The sequence below is a fragment of the Serratia sp. CMO1 genome (assembly GCF_015689115.1).
Taxonomy (GTDB): Bacteria; Pseudomonadota; Gammaproteobacteria; order Enterobacterales; family Enterobacteriaceae; genus Serratia; species Serratia marcescens.
On the sequence record NZ_CP065032.1, the window covers coordinates 1534371 to 1553068 of the forward strand.

Consider the following 18698-nt stretch of genomic DNA (forward strand, 5'->3'; position numbering starts at 1 on the left):
GCTTAAGCGCCGGGTTTTTTTATGGGATGCGGGTAGGGTTGTGCAAATCTGCCCGGGTATAAGGGCGTTCGATCTGCGCCAGCGTTTTGGCGATATGTTCCAGCAATCCCTGGGTGGGGGCCGGCTGCCGCTGTCCCATCAGCGCCAACGGCAAGGCCAGCGCGATGGCCAAATGCGACCAGGCAAGCTGTGGTCGCGCTTTCCCTCGCTGCAGCCATAGAAACAGCGCGCTGGCCAGGTAGCCTAACATCAGCCCGCTGATGACCTCGGATACCGAATGCACGCGGATTTCCAGGCGCGACACGCCGATGGTGAAAGGCAATATCCATCCGGTCACCAGCGCGATGCTGCGCACCGGGTGGGAAAATCGACCGGTTAAAGCCCAAAGCAGCGGCGGCCAGATGCTGGCCGCGAGGGCCGAATGGCCGCTGAATCCGGTGAAATCATAACTTGCGCTACCAATGCCCCAGCCCATAAAGGCCAACTTGGACAGGCAGACCAGTCCGCCGGTGAAACCGAAAATCAGCGCCCATTGCCAACCTGCAACGCGGGTGGCGGGCGATGCGAGCAGCAATAAAAACAGAATCAGCGCGCAGGGCAGCAGCAGCATGCTGTCGCCGAAAAAAGTCAAAAAATACCAATCCAGCACATCATTCTCCGATGAAAGACTACGGGGTCCCTAAGTCAGCGCAGGAGTGTAACCTGTTGCGGGGCATTGCCCTAGCCGTGAGATTCTTAAAATGCCGCGTGCCCGTGGCGTGGCAGCCCGAATTCACCCGCCGCCGCGCAATATACAGTGGCGCAATCCCCGGCGACTCCCTATAATTGTCGCGTTTTAGTTCCCCCCTTCACACTATGAAATCAGGTCTTTAATTTTATGACTGACAATCCGCATCAGTGCGTCATTATTGGTATAGCTGGCGCATCTGCCTCCGGAAAAAGCCTTATCGCCAGCACGTTGTACCGCGAACTCCGCGAGCAAGTCGGTGATGAGCACATCGGCGTTATTCCAGAAGACAGTTACTATAAAGACCAGACTCACCTGACCATGGAAGAACGGGTCAAAACCAACTATGACCACCCGAGCGCCATGGATCATAACCTGCTGTTCCAGCATCTGCAGATGCTGAAGGCCGGTAAGGCGATCGAGCTGCCGCTGTATAGCTACACCGAACACACGCGCAAGAAAGAAACCGTCCACCTGGAACCTAAAAAAGTGATCATTCTGGAAGGGATCTTGCTGCTGACGGATATCCGTTTGCGCCAGGAGATGAACTTCTCGATCTTCGTCGACACGCCGCTGGATATCTGCCTGATGCGCCGTATGAAGCGCGACGTCAACGAGCGCGGTCGCTCGATGGATTCGGTGATGGCGCAATACCAGAAGACCGTGCGCCCGATGTTCCTGCAGTTTATCGAACCTTCCAAACAATACGCCGATATCATCGTTCCGCGCGGCGGCAAAAACCGCATCGCGATCGATATTCTGAAAGCCAAAATCAGCCAATTCTTTGAATAATGCCGCTTAATGGCCGGAAATGCGCATTTCCGGCCGACGGCCAACTATTTGCACCCCGGCGTAGACCTTTCGCCCGTTGTGTGGCAATTTTTGTTTAGTTACGCGTTTTGATGGAGAAGAAAGACATGAGACTGTGCGACCGCGATATAGAAGCCTGGCTGGATAGCGAGAAACTGGTGATTTCGCCGCGCCCGCCGCTCGAACGCATCAACGGGGCCACAGTAGATGTCCGTTTGGGCAATCAGTTCCGCGTGTTCCGCGGCCATACCGCGCCGTTTATCGATCTCAGCGGGCCGAAAGATGAAGTCAGCGCCGCGCTGGATCGCGTGATGAGCGACGAGATTGTCCTGCCGGAAGGCGAGGCGTTCTTCCTTCATCCCGGCGAACTGGCTCTGGCGGTGACGTTCGAATCCGTGACGCTGCCGAACGATCTCGTGGGTTGGCTCGACGGCCGTTCTTCTCTGGCGCGTCTGGGGCTGATGGTGCACGTGACCGCGCACCGTATCGATCCGGGCTGGCACGGGCGCATCGTGCTGGAGTTTTACAACTCCGGCAAGCTGCCGCTGGCGCTGCGGCCGGGGATGCTGATTGGCGCCTTGAGCTTTGAGCCGTTGTCCGGCCCGGCGGCCCGGCCATATAACAGCCGGCAGGACGCAAAATATCGCGATCAGCAGGGCGCAGTAGCCAGTCGAATCGACAAGGACTAACGGCGCGGGATGCGCCGTCGGTGTGGCGCTGACAAGAGGGTGGCATGAGAAGATTACTGACGACATTGGCGATTTTACTGGTGGTCGTGGTGGCGGGAATGTCCGCGCTGGTACTGCTGGTCAATCCGAATGATTTTCGCGGTTACATGGTCAAAAAGGTCGAGCAGAAGAGCGGCTACCAGCTAACGCTTGAAGGCGACCTGCGTTGGCATATCTGGCCGCAGCTCAGTATTTTGGCCGGGCGCATGACGCTGACCGCGCCGGGCGCCAAGGCGCCGGTGGTGAGCGCGGAAAACATGCGCCTTGACGTCAAACTGTTGCCGCTGCTGTCACATCAGCTGTTTGTGAAACAGGTGATGTTGAAAAATGCCGTCATTCGTCTCACGCCCGACAGTGAAGAGCACTCACAAGTGGACGCCCCGATTGCGCCGGCCGGCAGCGGCGCTGATGCGGCAGACACGGCCTGGAAGTTCGACATCGATAACTTGCGCGTCGTGGACAGCCTGCTGATTTGGCAGCGTGCCGACAACGCGCAAATCAATGTTCGGGACATCAATCTTACCCTGCAGCAAACGGAGAAACGGCAGGCGCAGCTTGAACTGTCCAGCCGGGTCAACCGCGATCAGCGCGACCTGGCCTTCAGCATGACGGCCGATATCGATTTGCAGCAGTTCCCGCACCAGATCGGCGCCAAAGTGACCCAGTTCAATTATCAACTGGCCGGGGCGGACATTCTTAACGGCGGCATTCAGGGCGAGGGCAATGCCCAGGTAGTCTATCAACAGACGCCGGCGCAGATTGCCGTCAGCCAACTGAACGTCAGCGCCAACAACAGCCAGTTGGCCGGCGATATCAGCGCCACGTTGGGGGCGGTGCCGGGCTATGTGGTGAATCTCAATTCGGCTAACCTCGATCTCGACGCGCTTTCCGGCTGGCAATCCAGCACCAATACCGCCGAACAGCCCGCCGTGACCGCCGCGCCGGTGATCGCCAGCCAGGTCGACGATCGGCAGCAGAACCTGGAAGCGCTGCGCGATTTCAATGCGCAGTTGAACCTGCAAGCGGCGCAGTTGACCTATCGCGGTATGAACGTCACCCAATTGGCCGTTGCCGCGGACAATCAACGCGGCCTGCTGACGCTGCATAAGCTTGCCGGGCACTTGGCCGGCGGTGATTTCTCCTTGCCGGGATCGCTCGACGCACGCGGCAATAAACCGGTCATCAGCGTGCAACCGACGCTGAACCAAATTGAGCTGGGCACGGTGCTCAAAGCTTTCGACATGCCGCAGATGCTGACCGGCAAGTTCAGCATGAAAGGGGATCTGACCGGCGATCGCCTCTCTTCACAGTCATTTGAGCACCGCTGGCGCGGTACGGCGCAGCTGGCGATGCAGGATGCGCAACTGCACGGTTTGAACATCCAGCAACTGATCCAACAGGCCGTGGCGCGCAATGACAACAGCGTGCGCGGTCAAGACAGCTATCAGCGCTATACCGAAGTCAAAAATGTTTCGGCGCAAGCTACCCTGAACCAGGGCACGGTCAAACTCAGCGGCCTGACGGCGGATTCGCCTTTGCTGGCGCTGACCGGCGCCGGCAGCATCGATATGCCGGGCAAACAGTGTGATATGGCGCTTAACGTGCGCGTCACCGGCGGTTGGCAAGGGCGCGGCGAGCTGATCGAACAGCTGCAAAAAACGCCGATCCCGCTGCGGGTCTACGGGCCGTGGCAACAGCTGAATTATCAACTGCAGGTCGATCAGGTGCTGCGTAAAACGCTGCAGGATCGGGCCAAGGATGCGCTGAACAAGTGGGCTGAAAAGAACAAGGGTTCGCGCGAGGGTCAGGATTTGAAAAAGCTGCTCGACAAGCTGTAATCCCTCCTGACGCGGGCCGTTTTGCGGCCCGCGTCAGTATCGACGTTTCCCGCGATAATTTCCCTCCGTTACCTTGATGAAGGTCATGAAGACCCGCGATCAATTTGTGCAGAGTAAGGGCGCATTCTGCTATGACTATGCGCCTGAGCGCGAAAAAATGACGAGTTGAGGAAACATGATAGAGCTTCTTATTGGCGCGGCGGTGGCGGCGGGCGTGGGCCGTTATATCATCAAAGGGTATTCCGCCACGGGCGTCTTGATGGTGGGAGGGCTGCTGCTGCTTGGCATCAGCGCCCTGATGGGGAAAACGCTGTTGCCGTCCGGCGCCGCATCTACCGGCTGGCGCGCGACCGATATGATCGAGTACGTCAAGATCTTGCTGATGAGCCGCGGCGGCGATCTGGGCATGATGATCATGATGCTGTGCGGTTTCGCCGCCTATATGACGCATATCGGCGCCAACGACGTGGTCGTCAAGCTGGCCTCGCGCCCATTGCAGATGATCAATTCGCCTTATCTGCTGATGGTGGCGGCCTATTTTGTCGCTTGCCTGATGTCATTGGCGGTTTCTTCCGCGACTGGACTCGGCGTATTGCTGATGGCGACGCTGTTCCCATTGATGGTGAACGTTGGCATTAGCCGCGGCGCCGCGGCGGCCATTTGCGCTTCGCCGGCGGCGATTATCCTGGCGCCGACTTCCGGCGACGTGGTGCTGGCAGCCAAGGCGGCGGAAATGCCGCTGGTGGACTTCGCGTTCAAAACCACGCTGCCTATCTCGATTGCGGCCATCGTCTGCATGGCCGTGGCGCACTTTTTCTGGCAGCGTTATCTCGATAAGAAGAGTGATGAACAGCACCACATCATGGACGTCAGTGAAATAAAAACGCATGCGCCGGGGTTCTACGCGATATTGCCGTTTACGCCGATCCTCGGCGTGCTGATCTTCGACGGCAAATGGGGACCGGAGCTGCACATTATTACCGTGTTGGTAGGGTGCATACTGTTGGCGGCTGCGATCGAGTTCGTGCGCAGTTTCAGCGCCAAACAGGTATTCAGCGGCCTGGAAGTGGCGTATCGCGGTATGGCGGATGCATTCGCCAGCGTGGTGATGCTGTTGGTGGCCGCGGGTGTCTTCGCGCAAGGGTTGAGCACCGTCGGTTTTATCAGCGGGTTGATCGGGTTGGCGCAGTCGTTCGGTACCGGCGGTTTGATCATGATGCTGGTGTTGGTGGTGATCACCATGCTGGCGGCTATGACCACCGGCTCCGGCAATGCGCCGTTCTATGCGTTTGTCGAACTGATCCCGAAACTGGCGGCACAGATGGGCGTGAATCCTGCCTATCTGGTGATCCCGATGCTGCAGGCCTCTAATCTCGGCCGTACGCTGTCGCCGGTTTCCGGCGTGGTGGTGGCGGTCTCCGGCATGGCGAAAATCTCGCCGTTTGATGTGGTGAAGCGTACTTCAGTGCCGGTAATTGTCGGGTTGGTGGTGGTGATCGTGGCGACGGAGCTGCTGGTTCCCCAGTAAAAGGAAGGCCGGGCGATGCCCGGCCTCGATGTTAAACCTCGTACTCCTCCGGTGGAGGCGGCGGGGTGATCTTCACTTTCAGGATGCGGTGGCTGTTGACCTCCAATGGTTCGAACAGGTAGTCACCGATCTTGATTTGTTCTCCTTCTTGCGGCACGCGCTGGCTGTGTTCCATCAACAGCCCCGCCAGCGTGTGGTATTCGCGCTTTTCTTCCAGCGGCATCGGCAGATACAACACCAGATCTTCCAGCGGCATATAGCCGTTGGCGGTCCAGCTGCCGTCCTCGTTTTGCTGAATGTCGTGGCGTGCGTCCACCTCTTCGCCGGCCTCCGGCAGGTTGCCGGCGATGGTTTCCATCACGTCCGTCAGGGTGACGACGCCTTCGACGGAGCCGAACTCATCGACCACAAAGGCAAAATGCGTCTGCGCCTGGCGGAATTGCTCCAGGGCGCTTAACAGCGTGAGCTGCTCCGGGAAGATTAACGGTTGGCGTATCAGCGCTCGCAGATCCAGCGGCGCCTGCGCCAGTTGCTGTTTGAGGACGTCGATGGTGTGGATCACGCCCAGCGGTTCGTCGCTGGCGCTGCTTTCCACCACCACGATGCGCGTGTGCTGATTACGTTCCAGCAACTGCGTCAGCTTTTCCTGCGGATCGTTCAGCTCAAGGTATTCGACGTCGTGACGCGAGGTCATGATGCTACTGACCGTGCGCTGCGCCATGCCGAGTACGCGTTCGATCATGCGCCGCTCTTGCTGATTGAAGATCTCGCCGTTTTCGCTGTCGCTGTCCGCCAGCAGGTTGGCGGAATGGCTGTCGACTTCCGCTTCTTCATGTTTGCCGCTCAGCATGCGCAGCACCGCTTCGGCGGTGCGTTCACGCAGCGGCCGCACCTTCGACAGGAAGCGACGGCGGTTGAACTGCGCCAGCTGGTTCAGCGCCTCGATCATGACCGAGAAGCCGATCGCCGCGTAGAGGTAGCCTTTAGGAATGTGATAGCCAAAGCCCTCCGCCACCAGGCTGAAACCGATCATCAGCAGGAAGCTAAGGCACAGAATGACGATAGTCGGGTGAGCGTTGACGAAGCGCGTCAGCGGTTTGCTGGCCAGCAGCATCAGGCCGATGGCGATACAGACCGCGATCATCATCACCGCCAGGTGATCGACCATCCCCACCGCGGTGATCACCGAGTCGAGCGAGAAAACGGCGTCCAGCACCACGATCTGCGCCACTACCGGCCAGAAACGTGCGCCTTTGCGCGCACCGTGCTGCTCTTCGTCCTTGCCTTCCAGCCGCTCATTGAGCTCCATGGTGGCTTTGAACAGCAGGAATATCCCGCCGACCAGCATGATCAGATCGCGGCCGCTGAAGGGGTGCTCCGCGACGATGAACATCGGTTTGGTCAGCGTCGCCAGCCACGAGATGGAGGCGAGCAGCGCCAGACGCATGACCAGCGCCAGCAACAAACCGACGACACGGGCCTTATCTCTTTGTTGTTTTGGTAATTTGTCCGCCAGAATGGCGATGAAGACAAGGTTGTCTATACCCAGCACGATTTCCAGCACGACCAAAGTGGCCAGGCCGGCCCAAATTGTTGGATCAGCGATCCATTCCATACGCCCAATTTCACCTGTAAGTTCTACGGCTTATGCCGCACGGGAATGATGGGCGTTGAGGCGGCAAAATTCAACTTTAATCGGGAGGATGTGGTTCAGAACAGGAGGATTGCCGTAAACATCGATCGGCGCCGAGCGGCCAAAGGAATCAATGGCCTGGGGAGCAAATATCTACCGGGATGCCATGCGCTCAGAAAAGAAACGCCTTATTAAATTTATTTAAATCAAAACATTAAAACAATTTTCTTTGGCTATGATTCTTATCGGTATGCGGCACGAGTAGTCTTATTCTGAAAACGGCTGACTGGGGGGATCTAAGGCTTGTATCACTTAGACATTAGTATAAGAATCTTAGTCATATAACGGCAGTAACTAACATTGTTTGGTTATAAAGGCACCGGTTTTTTTATTTTTTTGTGAACAGCATGACAGTTCAAACGAAGAATGAGTGCCGCTTTGCATAAAAATTGCCTGGCTCATGCAATGACGTGGGGGGATGCGTCATTAACAGTACTTTGGTAGCTGCAAGCCAAGGGCGGTAGCGTGCCCGATTGGATCCCCTTGTTCACGCTGCACAGATGAATGCAGCGCTACGATGAATTGGAATGAAAATGCAAACAAGACTTAAGGCAGTGATCCCCGTTGCGGGCTTGGGAACCCGTATGTTGCCGGCGACCAAGGCTATCCCTAAAGAAATGTTGCCCGTGGTCGATAAGCCCTTAATTCAGTACATTGTTGCTGAATGTGTGGCGGCGGGGATTAAAGATATCGTATTGGTCACGCATTCATCGAAAAACGCGATTGAAAACCATTTTGACACTTCGTTTGAGCTGGAGGCCATGCTCGAAGCACGCGTGAAGCGCCAACTCCTGAGTGAAGTGCAAAGCATTTGTCCCCCGGATGTGACCGTGATGCAGGTGCGTCAAGGACAGGCGAAAGGGTTGGGGCATGCGGTGCTGTGCGCCAAACCAATGGTGGGTGATGCTCCTTTCGTTGTGCTGTTGCCCGATGTTTTATTGGATGATTCTACGGCGGATTTGCGCAAAGAAAATCTGGCTAAAATGATCCAACGTTTTGGTGATACGGGTTACAGCCAAATCATGGTTGAACCTGTGCCGGAACAAGATGTGTCCAAATACGGTGTGGTAGATTGCGCAGGCGCGACGATCGCCGCGGGAGAAAGCGCACCGATGACGGCGGTGGTTGAGAAGCCGGCCCGCGAGGATGCCCCTTCCAATCTGGCCGTCGTCGGCCGGTATGTGCTTGCCGCCGATATTTGGCCGCTACTTGAGAAAACCCCTCCCGGCGCGGGTGATGAGATTCAACTGACCGATGCGATTGCGATGCTGATGGATGAACAAACGGTTGAAGCATTCCATATGAGCGGTAAGTCCCATGATTGTGGCGACAAGTTTGGCTATATGAAGGCGTTTGTGCAGTACGGTCTGCGTCACGGTTCGGAAGGTGAAAATTTCAGCCGCTGGCTGAAGCAGACGTTGGGAAAGTAACAGGCTGTCGCCACTGCGGCTGAAAGCGATCACGAGATTGAATGAGGTCTACCATGACGAAGTTGAAAGCGGTTATTCCCGTTGCCGGATTGGGCATGCGTATGCTGCCGGCGACCAAAGCGATTCCGAAAGAGATGTTGCCAATCGTTGATAAACCGTTGATTCAATACATTGTCAACGAATGCGTCGCGGCGGGGATTAAAGAGATCATCCTGGTGACGCATTCTTCCAAGAACGCCATTGAAAACCATTTCGATACCTCATTCGAGCTGGAGGCGATGCTGGAGGCACGCGTGAAACGGCAATTGCTGGATGAGGTGCAGTCGATAACGCCAAAAGGCGTGACGCTGATGCACATTCGCCAGGGGCAGCCAAAAGGACTGGGACATGCCGTTCTCTGCGCTAAACCGTTGGTCGGTGATTCTCCATTTGTCGTTCTGTTGCCGGACATCTTGCTGGATGACGCAAAAGCCGATTTGAAGAAAGACAACCTGTCACACATGATTGCGCGCTTTGAGCAGAGCGGCCTGAGCCAGGTTTTGGTGCAAAAGGCAGACGAACACGTACTGCATGATTATTCCGTGGTTGAGTGTGAGGCCAGCAACCTGAAACCGGGTGAAAGTGCTCGTATCACATCGATTATTGAAAAACCGGCGCCGGAAACCAAGTTGGAATCCAACTACTCTGCGGTAGGGCGCTATGTCTTGTCCGCCGATATTTGGCCGCTGCTGGAGACCACGGAACCGGGAGCCTGGGGGCGTATTCAACTGACCGATGCGATTGCAGAATTGTTGAAACACAAACCGGTAGAGGCGACGGAGCTGGTGGGGGAATCGTTCAACTGCGGTGAAAAACTGGGTTACCTTCGCGCTTTTGTCACTTATGGGTTGCGTCACCCAACCCAAGGCAAAGCTTTCCGTGAATGGGCTGAACAGCTGTCGCTTTGAGTAAAACTTCTCGCTTCTCTCGATGAGGGCCGTTGCCATCATGGCGGGAGAAGCTAGAATAGTTGTTGAATTTTGGGGAATTTCACTGTCCCATTTTTTATATTAGTATACATTTTACTGCGATTATCCGAGTTGCTATGGCGAGAGAGTTTTATGCGGTATGGCCATGTGCTTATGACAAGTCGCTGTTATTAATAAAAAATTAAAGTTTAAACTCGCCTCCGCACTGATTTTTACCGGTGCTGGGCATCACAGTTTATTTATCCTGCTCATAATAGCTTTGCTCTTATCAACGGCAGATAAACGTTCTCGATAATTGCAAACAGAGCCCATGTTTTGAGACGGCGCAGCAAGCGACAGACAGTTTGATAAGGTTACAGAGACGCTGCCACGGTTGGCGCGCATAGTAGCTTTGCAGATACATTTACTTGAAAGTGATGATAATTTGATGGCAAAACGACAATTGAAAGCGATATCACTATTGATATCGATTAGCGTAATCAGTGGATGCACTGTTTTTCCTGGAACCCATTTATCGACCAGCGGAAAAGACGTCGTAAAACAAGAAGATGCTGACTTCGATATCGATAAACTGGTCAACATTTACCCTATGACACCGAAGCTGTTGGACTCAATGCGTCCGACACAGGTGGTTGCTCAGTCGAATGCGCAGCTGGATGCATCGTTGCGTACGTATGAGTACCGGATCGGGATCGGCGACGTCCTTAACGTTACCGTCTGGGATCACCCTGAGCTGACCACGCCTGCGGGGCAATACCGCAGCGCCAGCGACACAGGCAACTGGGTACACTCCGACGGCACGATCTTCTATCCTTATATCGGTAAGGTAAACGTGGTGGGTAAAACCGTTACCCAAATCCGCGATCAAATCGCCTCCCGTTTGGCTCAGTACATCGAAAGCCCGCAGGTTGACGTCAATATTGCCGCTTTCCGCTCGCAAAAAGCTTACGTGACGGGCGAAGTTACCAAATCCGGACAGCAGCCGATCACCAACGTACCTCTAACTGTGATGGATGCGATTAACGCTGCAGGCGGTCTGACTGAAAATGCCGACTGGCGCAACATCGTTCTCACGCACAATGGAAAAGAGCAGAGTCTGTCGCTGCAAAAGCTGATGCAGAATGGCGATCTGACCCAAAACCGCCTGCTTTATCCTGGGGATATTCTGTATATTCCGCGCAACGACGATCTTAAAGTGTTTGTTATGGGTGAAGTTAAGACCCCTGCGACGCTTAAAATGGATCGCAGCGGCATGACGTTGACGGAAGCGTTGGGGAATTCTCAAGGGATAAGCCAAGCTGCGGCCGATGCGACCGGCGTGTTCGTTATCCGGCCATTGCACGGAACGCAGGGCGACAAGCTGGCTAATATTTATCAGCTCAATATGTCCGATGCGACAGCATTGGTAATGGGGGCTGAATTCCATCTGCAACCGTATGACATTGTTTACGTGACGGCAGCGCCAATCGCGCGTTGGAACCGTCTGATCGTTCAGTTGGCACCAACCATCGATAGCTTCAACAATCTCACGGAAGGCTCACTGCGTATCCGCAACTGGCCGTAGTAGGGGGGTTAGCCATGTTTGATTCTATCTTGGTTGTCTGTGTAGGTAATATTTGCCGCTCCCCCACGGGGGAGCGTCTCTTGAAGCGGCATCTGCCGGAAAAAGAGATCGCTTCCGCAGGCATCGGCGCCTTGGTTGGCAAAACTGCGGACAAGAGCGCTATTTCCATTGCGGAAAAACATCAGCTGTCGTTAGAGGGCCATGAGGCCAGACAGTTGACGAAAGAAATGTGCCGGGAATATTCATTGATTCTGGTTATGGAGAAAGGGCATATCGATGCCGTTTGCCGTTTGGCTCCGGAGGTCAGAGGCAAAACCATGCTTTTCGCCCATTGGTTGGGACAGAAAGAAATTCCCGATCCCTACAGAAAGAGCGCTGAAGCGTTTGAGTTTGTTTACCGCCTTCTTGATGATGCAGCCCAAAAATGGGCCCAGGCATTAAATCGTTAACCAGAGATTACAATGACTGATAATACGAAACCAGGCTTATCAACAGCCAATAATCATGATGAGATTGATCTAAGTCGCTTGTTGGGAACTTTAATTGATCACCGCTGGCTCATCATCGGGATTACTGCGTTATTCTCTGTTGCCGGGATCATTTATTCACTGTTCGCGACTCCGATATATCAAGCTGACGCGATGGTTCAGGTTGAACAAAACGTCGGTAACTCGTTGGTCAACGACCTATCCCAAATGCTGCCGAACAGTCAACCGGGCTCTTCCACGGAGATCGAGCTGATAAAGTCACGCATGGTGACGGGCAAGACTGTCGATGATCTGAACCTTGAAACGGTGGTGCAGCAAAAATACTTCCCGGTATTTGGTCGCGGCTGGGCCCGCTTGACGGGAACCGAACCTGCCAAAATTGCGTTGTCCCGCCTCAATGTGCCAGCCAACTCAGACGATCTTGAGCTGGAATTGACGGTGATCGATGCAAAGAACTATGTGTTGAGCAATAACGGCACCGAGATTATCAAAGGGAAAGTCGGTGCGCTGGAAAGCGGCCATGGGGTTTCCTTGCTGGTAAGCGATATTTCAGCGGAGCCAGGCACCGTATTTGAAGTCGCCAAGTTGGCGCGACTGGTTGCGACCAATAATCTGTTGGATGCATTGACCGTTGAAGACAAAGGCAAAGATACCGGCGTTTTGGCGTTGAGCTTGACCGGTGACGATCCGATATTAGTGCGAAACATTCTTGACAGCATCAGCAAAAATTATCTGTTGCAGAACGTCGAGCGTAAATCGGAAGAGGCCGCTAAAAGCCTGGATTTCTTGAAAGAACAACTGCCGGAAGTTCGCAGCTCGCTGGATAGCGCCGAAGATAAGCTCAACCGTTTCCGTCAGGCGAATGATTCTGTCGATCTGTCACTTGAAGCGAAGTCTGTTCTTGATACGATCGTGGGGGTTGAGGCTCAACTGAATGAGCTAACGTTTAAAGAAGCGGAAATCTCCAAACTTTATACCAAAGAACACCCCGCTTATCGTGCACTGATGGAAAAACGCGCTACGCTGCAGCAAGAAAAAGACAAGCTGAACAAGCGTGTCAGCGTCATGCCGAAAACCCAGCAGGAAATTTTGCGCTTGACCCGTGATGTGCAGGCCGGGCAAGAGATTTACATGCAGTTGCTGAATAAACAGCAAGAGCTGGGGATTACTAAAGCGAGCACGGTTGGTAACGTGCGAATCGTGGATCCTGCCGTTACGCAGCCTCGTCCGGTTAAACCGCAAAAAACCATTATCGTACTGATAGTCACGTTGCTTGGTGGCTTGTTCTCGACGGGTTTTGTATTGCTTAAAACCATGCTGCATCGCGGCATCGAAAGCCCGGAACAGCTGGAACAGCAAGGGATCAACGTTTACGCCAGTATTCCGCTGTCTGAATGGCAGCAAAAAAGCGACCGCGAAACCATGCTGTCCGGCAAGCGCAATAGCAACAGGAGTTACACCCTGCTTGCCGTGGGCAATCCGGCCGATCTGGCGATCGAAGCCGTTAGAAGCCTGCGTACCAGCCTGCATTTTGCCTCCTTGGAGGCCAAAAATAACGTTCTAATGATTTCGGGCGCCAGCCCAAGCATCGGTAAAACGTTTGTCAGTATCAACTTGGCAGCCGTTATCGCTCAGGCGGGGCAACGTATTCTGGTCGTGGACGCCGATATGCGTAAAGGCTACGCCCACTCACTGTTAAACTGTGAATTGGGCGTAGGGCTGTCTGATGTATTGTCAGGACAAGCGACAGCGCAGCAAGCGGTCAAAAAGACCTCGATTGAGAATCTTAGCTTTATCTCGCGTGGCAAGATCCCACCGAACCCGTCAGAGCTGTTGATGCACAACCGCCTGACGGAATTCCTGGAATGGGCGGGCAAAGAGTATGACATCGTTCTGGTCGATACCCCGCCGATCCTGGCAGTGACGGATGCCGCGATTGTCGCACGCAATGTAGGCACTACCTTGTTGGTCGCGCGTTATGGCGTGAACTCGCTGAAAGAGATCGAAGTGAGTATTCGTCGCTTCGAGCAAAACGGCATGGAAATTAAAGGTATTATCCTTAACGCCGTAGAAAATAAATCGGGTAGCGCCTACGGCTACTACGCTTACGAGTATAAATAAATCCCCTTCTAAGAAAAAGCTCCTCGTAATGAGGAGCTTTCTGATTCATTCAAAGTAATTAGTAAAATCCAATTTCGGAGAGAATAAATGAGTAATCTTGCAATTATTCCGGCAAGGGGTGGGTCTAAGGGTATTCCCAAGAAAAATATTAAAGAAATTGCAGGTAAACCATTAATTGCCTGGAGCATAGAGCAGGCACTAAATTCTTCGAGTATTGAGCGCGTTATTGTTTCAACAGATTGTGAGGATATTGCTGCTGTAGCCAGGGAATATGGCGCAGAAGTGCCGTTCATGCGCCCAGCTCATCTCGCGAACGATACCGCCGCGACGGAACCTGCACTTTTGCATACCCTGGAATGGTTGGCTGAACATGAGAATTACCATCCAGACTATACCGTCTTGCTGCAGGCAACCTCTCCTGTACGTAAAGATGATGCGATTGATTCTGCAATCAAAAAGATTATCGAAAAAAAAGCCGATTCATTACTGAGTGTATGTGAGTTTTGGCATTTCCTGTGGGAAAACGAAGACAATCCGAAAGCTTATTACGATTATTTAAACCGTCCGCGTCGGCAAGATATTAAGCCTGAAAATATCAAACTCAAAGAAAACGGTTCTATTTACGTTACGAGAAGTGACATTCTCCTCAGCACCGGTAATCGTCTTGGCGGTAAAGTCATTGCGCATAAGATGTCTGAAGAGGAAAGCTTTGAAATTGACACCCTGCTGGATTGGGCGGTTGTTGAAGTAATTTTGAAAAATTGGAGTGGGAGATAATTCATGTTAATCCAGAAAAAGATATCTGATTTTTTAGTGTTTGAAACAGAATCAATCATTAAAGCATTAGAAAAAATCAACTCGAACAAAAAGCGAATCATTTTTGTTGTCACTGAAGACGGCAAGCTGTGCGGCTCTTTTTCTGACGGTGATTTCCGCCGCTGGATCACTAATGGTGATTTCGATCTGAGTCGCGAAATGTCAGAAGTGATGAACCAGAACGTTCGCTATAAAAAAGTGGACGCGCCACGTAACGAGATTGACTCACTGTTTACGAATGGCGTTGACGTATTGCCGCTGGTTGATGACTATCGGCGTCTGGTCGCTGTGGCGCTGCAAAGCGAAAAAGGCCTGACGATCGGCAAGCACACCATCACTGAAACTTCGCCGACTTACATTATTGCTGAAATTGGCAACAACCATAATGGCGACATCAAGTTGGCTAAGCATCTGGTTGACCTGGCGGTTGACGCGGGGGCCGATTGCGTTAAATTCCAAATGCGTGACCTGAGCTCGCTATATAAGGGCGGCAACGATAAAGACAAATCAGCCGATCTTGGCGCGCAGTACACGCTGGATTTGCTAAGAAAATTCCAGTTGAGCAATGAAGAACTGATCGAAGTGTTCGATTACTGCAAGGAGAAGGGGTTGACCCCGCTCTGTACCCCTTGGGATCTGAAGAGCCTTGAAATACTGGAAAACTACGGTATGGAAGGTTATAAGGTCGCTTCCGCCGACTTCACCAACCACGAAATGTTGGCCGCGCTGGCTGCTACAGGCAAACCGCTGATTTGTTCTACCGGCATGTGCAGCGAAGCGGAAATCAAAAGCTCGGTTGATTTTTTGAAATCCAAAGGCGCCGAGTTTGTGATTCTGCATTGCAACTCAACGTATCCGACGCCGTTTAAAGACGTCAACCTGGCCTATATCAAGCGTCTGCAGCAGGTAACGGGTTGCCTGGTGGGCTATTCCGGCCATGAGCGCGGTATTTCCGTGCCGATCGCCGTTACTGCCTTGGGCGCACGCGTGATCGAGAAACACTTCACCATCGACAAATCTATGGAAGGCAATGACCATAAAGTGTCTCTTTTACCACCTGAGTTCAAAGAGATGGTTGTGCGCATCCGCGAAGTTGAAGAGTCCATGGGCAATGCCGGCGAGCGTACTATCACCCAAGGGGAAATGATCAATCGCGAAACTCTGGCGAAGAGTTTGATTATCAATCGCGATCTGAAAAAAGGCGAAATCATTACCCGCGAGATGGTAGAGGTGAAGAGCCCGGGCCAGGGTCTGCAGCCTCTGTATCTGGAGCAATTGGTCGGCAAGAAAGCCAATCGTGACCACGAAAAAGGCGGTTACTTCTACGAGTCAGATCTGAATGATGTAGCGATAGAGGCTAAGGACTATGACTTCAATCGTCCGTTCGGCATTCCTGTGCGCTATCACGATTACGGCAAGCTGAAGAATAAATCCAACCTGGATTTCGTCGAATTCCACCTGAGCTATCAGGACATGGAGCTGGATTTGACCGAATTCTTCTCCGGCGCTGAAGATATCGGTTTTGCGGTACATAGCCCAGAGTTGTTCGCCAACGATCATATTTTGGACTTGGCAACGGATGATCCTGCTTATCTTGCCCATTCGATCAAACAGTTGCAGCGTGTCTGTGATGTGACTCGCGCATTAAAGCAGTATTTCCCGAAAACTGAGCGTCCGGTCATCGTGGTGAATGCGGGTGGTTTCAATACCACCGGTTTCTTGCCGAAAGAGTCGCGTCAGGCGATGTACGAACGTATTGGTGCCGCTTTGGGGGAGATCAATCAAGAAGGCGTTGAAATTATCATCCAAACGATGCCTCCATTCCCATGGCACTTTGGTGGCCAGAGCTACCACAACCTCTTTGTCGATCCGGACGAGATTAAAGCGTTCTGTGAAAAATACGGCTATCGTATTTGCTATGATACGTCGCACTCCATGATGGCTTGCAATTATTACCAATGGGATCTTCATGACTTCACCCAGAAAGTCGGCCCTTATACCGCGCACATGCATATTGTTGATGCACTGGGTGTGGATGGTGAAGGGGTTCAGATCGGTAAAGGTGATGTGAACTTTGACGAGCTGGCGGATGATCTGCGCCGCTATGCGCCGGGCGCGCAATTTATTCCGGAAGTGTGGCAGGGGCACAAAAACCAAGGGGAAGGGTTCTGGCATGCGCTTAACTTCCTGGAAAAGTATCTGTAAATGAGTAAAGCCATTATGGGGGCTGCGGCTTTGTCGATAGGGGATATTCTCGGCAAAGTCATCGGCTTCATCATATTGCCTTATTTGACAGCACACCTTGGCGCGTCGGGGTACGGCGCGCTGACTCTGTATTTGTCCGTTATTCAGATCTTGATCATTTTCATTTCGTTCAGTGGTCAAGGTCTGTTGCCGGTCAAATATATGCAGGAGGGGGAAGGGAGCTCCCTGGTGTTCCGCAGAGATAACATCACCTTGGCTGTCGCGTCGAGCGTGCTATTGGTGGCTATATTCTACATAGTCACACTGGTCACCAAGATCTCAGTTTCTTTCAGTGATGGTTTTCTGGTTGTTTTAGCGTCTCTGGCACAAGCGCTTAACTTTATCAATTTATCGCATTTGCGCATTAGTCAGACCTATAAAGTTGCGGCTATCGGTCAATTTTTGCTTTCCGCATTCAATGTTTTGTTCACGATCGCCCTTTTTGAAATGATAGCGGCGACGCCAGGACAACGTTTGATAGCGATCGCGGCATCATTTTTCAGCATTCAGTTAGCCTATGAGTTCTTTGTCTACCGGAAGAGAGCGGTTAAACGCAGCGAGCTCGAGCCGTCGCGTAAACGTTATAAGGAAATCATTAGCTATGGAGTATCCTTATTACCGCATCACGGTAGTTATTGGATTAAGTCATCGGTAGATCGTTTCTTTATCGCTCATTACATGAGCACTGCTGTTGTGGGGGTTTATGGCTTGGCATTCCAGCTAACCTCCATCGTTATGCTTTTTTTTGGTGTAATCAATCAGGCGTTCCAGCCATTTATTTACCGCAAACTTAAAGCGAACGATTTTCGAGGCGTGGAGCTTATTCAATATGGATACACGGCTCTGGTTATTGTCTCATGTGTTATTTATTTCTTTATTCTGCCGTTTGCTTTTCCATATTTATTTAATGCTGAATTCAATAGCGCAATTTATTACTTCAACATACTTTTGCCTGGAACTGCATTTTTATCGATTTATTATATTTTTACGCACTCACTGTTTTACTATCGTAAAAATAAATTAATATCGATTATTACTATGGGCTCGATGATTACGCATTTGATTGGTATCTTTGTCATCACCATGACGGAAATAAAAGTTGAGTATTTCTGCCTGGTTTATGCAATTTCCAGTTTTTATGCATGTGCAGTGACTTTTTATTGTGGCAAGCGACAGATCGGCATTGAGAGGAAAAGATGCTAGCAAGTCTTAAACGATGGTTGCGAAACTTACGTAAGCAGCGTTATCGCTCAAAAGTTATCAGAGTGGCTGAAAGCTGCGGCCGCGATCCGAAAGTCAATTTTTTAACTGTGGTTAATAACAAAACCCGGCTTGGCAACAACTTCAACTCTAATGGCTTGACGGTGGTCGGCAAGGGCAGGGTTGTTATTGGTGATAATTTCCATTGTGGTTTTGGCTGCGTGCTAATTACAGAAAATCATAATCATCATGGAAACGCTATTCCCTACGATAATACTTATGTGCTGAAGGACACGCACATAGGAGATAATGTGTGGTTAGGAATCAATGTCATTGTTCTTCCTGGCGTCAGCATTGGTGAGGGGGCGATTATCCAAGCCGGCAGCGTGGTGGTTAAAAATATAGAGCCTTACGCTATAGCCGGTGGCCATCCTGCCAAACCCTTTTCGCAACGTGATGTTGCTCATTATCTGCAGCTTAAAGCTGAAGGCAAATTCCATTGAACGGCAACTAAACATTCATGCCCGTAGCTTAATCGGATAT

The 18698-nt window shown here is 52.3% G+C and carries 15 protein-coding genes; 13 read left to right on the top strand and 2 right to left on the bottom strand.

Annotated elements, in window-relative coordinates; genetic code table 11:
• Positions 1–19 precede the first annotated feature (19 nt).
• Entirely contained in the window at positions 20–649 is a 630-nt protein-coding gene (locus tag IT763_RS07295) for a phosphatase PAP2 family protein (protein WP_016928440.1), read from the bottom strand.
• A 228-nt stretch (positions 650–877) separates the two neighbouring features.
• Between IT763_RS07295 and udk the strand changes: the two genes are divergently transcribed.
• The 4 genes from udk (at position 878) to dcuC (ending at position 5631) form a co-directional block, all read left to right on the top strand.
• Positions 878–1519, top strand: coding sequence for a uridine kinase (gene udk, locus IT763_RS07300; RefSeq protein ID WP_004938922.1), 642 nt, complete (start codon positions 878–880; stop codon positions 1517–1519).
• Positions 1520–1644: 125 nt separating this feature from the next.
• A complete protein-coding gene (gene dcd / locus IT763_RS07305) occupies positions 1645–2226 on the top strand; it encodes a dCTP deaminase (RefSeq protein WP_004938917.1) in 582 nt (193 codons plus the stop codon).
• A 44-nt stretch (positions 2227–2270) separates the two neighbouring features.
• Positions 2271–4103, top strand: coding sequence for an outer membrane assembly protein AsmA (gene asmA / locus IT763_RS07310; RefSeq protein WP_079449473.1), 1833 nt, complete (start codon positions 2271–2273; stop codon positions 4101–4103).
• Between the two features lie 175 nt (positions 4104–4278).
• Entirely contained in the window at positions 4279–5631 is a 1353-nt protein-coding gene (gene dcuC / locus IT763_RS07315; protein ID WP_015377222.1) for an anaerobic C4-dicarboxylate transporter DcuC, read from the top strand.
• A gap of 31 nt (positions 5632–5662) precedes the next feature.
• Here dcuC and IT763_RS07320 read toward each other — a convergent pair whose 3' ends face one another.
• The gene (locus tag IT763_RS07320; protein ID WP_016928437.1) at positions 5663–7246 is read right to left on the bottom strand and encodes a TerC family protein; all 1584 of its coding nucleotides are present in this window, start codon (positions 7244–7246) and stop codon (positions 5663–5665) included.
• A 611-nt stretch (positions 7247–7857) separates the two neighbouring features.
• Between IT763_RS07320 and galU (IT763_RS07325) the strand changes: the two genes are divergently transcribed.
• The 9 genes from galU (IT763_RS07325) to IT763_RS07365 all read left to right on the top strand — a co-directional run bounded on the left by galU (IT763_RS07325) (position 7858) and on the right by IT763_RS07365 (position 18658).
• The gene (galU, locus tag IT763_RS07325) at positions 7858–8754 is read left to right on the top strand and encodes a UTP--glucose-1-phosphate uridylyltransferase GalU (protein WP_028127951.1); all 897 of its coding nucleotides are present in this window, start codon (positions 7858–7860) and stop codon (positions 8752–8754) included.
• Positions 8755–8807: 53 nt separating this feature from the next.
• On the top strand, positions 8808–9701 hold the full coding sequence (gene galU, locus IT763_RS07330) for a UTP--glucose-1-phosphate uridylyltransferase GalU (protein ID WP_016928435.1): 894 nt from the start codon (positions 8808–8810) through the stop codon (positions 9699–9701).
• 448 nt (positions 9702–10149) lie between these two features.
• Positions 10150–11286, top strand: coding sequence for a polysaccharide export protein (locus IT763_RS07335; RefSeq protein ID WP_016928434.1), 1137 nt, complete (start codon positions 10150–10152; stop codon positions 11284–11286).
• A 14-nt stretch (positions 11287–11300) separates the two neighbouring features.
• A complete protein-coding gene (locus IT763_RS07340; protein ID WP_016928433.1) occupies positions 11301–11735 on the top strand; it encodes a protein-tyrosine-phosphatase in 435 nt (144 codons plus the stop codon).
• Positions 11736–11747: 12 nt separating this feature from the next.
• Positions 11748–13895 carry a tyrosine-protein kinase Wzc gene (gene wzc / locus IT763_RS07345; RefSeq protein ID WP_028127952.1) on the top strand — a complete coding sequence of 716 codons (2148 nt, stop codon included), beginning with the start codon at positions 11748–11750 and terminating at the stop codon, positions 13893–13895.
• An 87-nt stretch (positions 13896–13982) separates the two neighbouring features.
• Entirely contained in the window at positions 13983–14672 is a 690-nt protein-coding gene (locus IT763_RS07350) for a cytidylyltransferase domain-containing protein (RefSeq protein WP_016928431.1), read from the top strand.
• Positions 14673–14675: 3 nt separating this feature from the next.
• Positions 14676–16916, top strand: a complete 2241-nt coding sequence (locus tag IT763_RS07355) for an N-acetylneuraminate synthase family protein (protein WP_016928430.1) — start codon at positions 14676–14678, stop codon at positions 16914–16916.
• Positions 16917–18158: an oligosaccharide flippase family protein gene (locus tag IT763_RS07360; RefSeq protein WP_016928429.1), complete on the top strand. Its 1242-nt coding sequence runs from the start codon at positions 16917–16919 to the stop codon at positions 18156–18158. It abuts the gene before it with no gap.
• Positions 18152–18658: a DapH/DapD/GlmU-related protein gene (locus tag IT763_RS07365; RefSeq protein ID WP_071525944.1), complete on the top strand. Its 507-nt coding sequence runs from the start codon at positions 18152–18154 to the stop codon at positions 18656–18658. Before IT763_RS07360 ends, IT763_RS07365 begins: the two co-directional genes overlap by 7 nt.
• Positions 18659–18698: the final 40 nt, after the last annotated feature.

Coding starts and splice junctions, on each gene's coding strand:
- udk (WP_004938922.1), top strand. CDS start 878: ATGACTGACAATCCGCATCAGTGCGTCATTATTGGTATAGCTGGCGCA.
- dcd (WP_004938917.1), top strand. CDS start 1,645: ATGAGACTGTGCGACCGCGATATAGAAGCCTGGCTGGATAGCGAGAAA.
- asmA (WP_079449473.1), top strand. CDS start 2,271: ATGAGAAGATTACTGACGACATTGGCGATTTTACTGGTGGTCGTGGTG.
- dcuC (WP_015377222.1), top strand. CDS start 4,279: ATGATAGAGCTTCTTATTGGCGCGGCGGTGGCGGCGGGCGTGGGCCGT.
- IT763_RS07320 (WP_016928437.1), bottom strand. CDS start 7,246: ATGGAATGGATCGCTGATCCAACAATTTGGGCCGGCCTGGCCACTTTG.
- galU (WP_028127951.1), top strand. CDS start 7,858: ATGCAAACAAGACTTAAGGCAGTGATCCCCGTTGCGGGCTTGGGAACC.
- galU (WP_016928435.1), top strand. CDS start 8,808: ATGACGAAGTTGAAAGCGGTTATTCCCGTTGCCGGATTGGGCATGCGT.
- IT763_RS07335 (WP_016928434.1), top strand. CDS start 10,150: ATGGCAAAACGACAATTGAAAGCGATATCACTATTGATATCGATTAGC.
- IT763_RS07340 (WP_016928433.1), top strand. CDS start 11,301: ATGTTTGATTCTATCTTGGTTGTCTGTGTAGGTAATATTTGCCGCTCC.
- wzc (WP_028127952.1), top strand. CDS start 11,748: ATGACTGATAATACGAAACCAGGCTTATCAACAGCCAATAATCATGAT.
- IT763_RS07350 (WP_016928431.1), top strand. CDS start 13,983: ATGAGTAATCTTGCAATTATTCCGGCAAGGGGTGGGTCTAAGGGTATT.
- IT763_RS07355 (WP_016928430.1), top strand. CDS start 14,676: ATGTTAATCCAGAAAAAGATATCTGATTTTTTAGTGTTTGAAACAGAA.
- IT763_RS07360 (WP_016928429.1), top strand. CDS start 16,917: ATGAGTAAAGCCATTATGGGGGCTGCGGCTTTGTCGATAGGGGATATT.
- IT763_RS07365 (WP_071525944.1), top strand. CDS start 18,152: ATGCTAGCAAGTCTTAAACGATGGTTGCGAAACTTACGTAAGCAGCGT.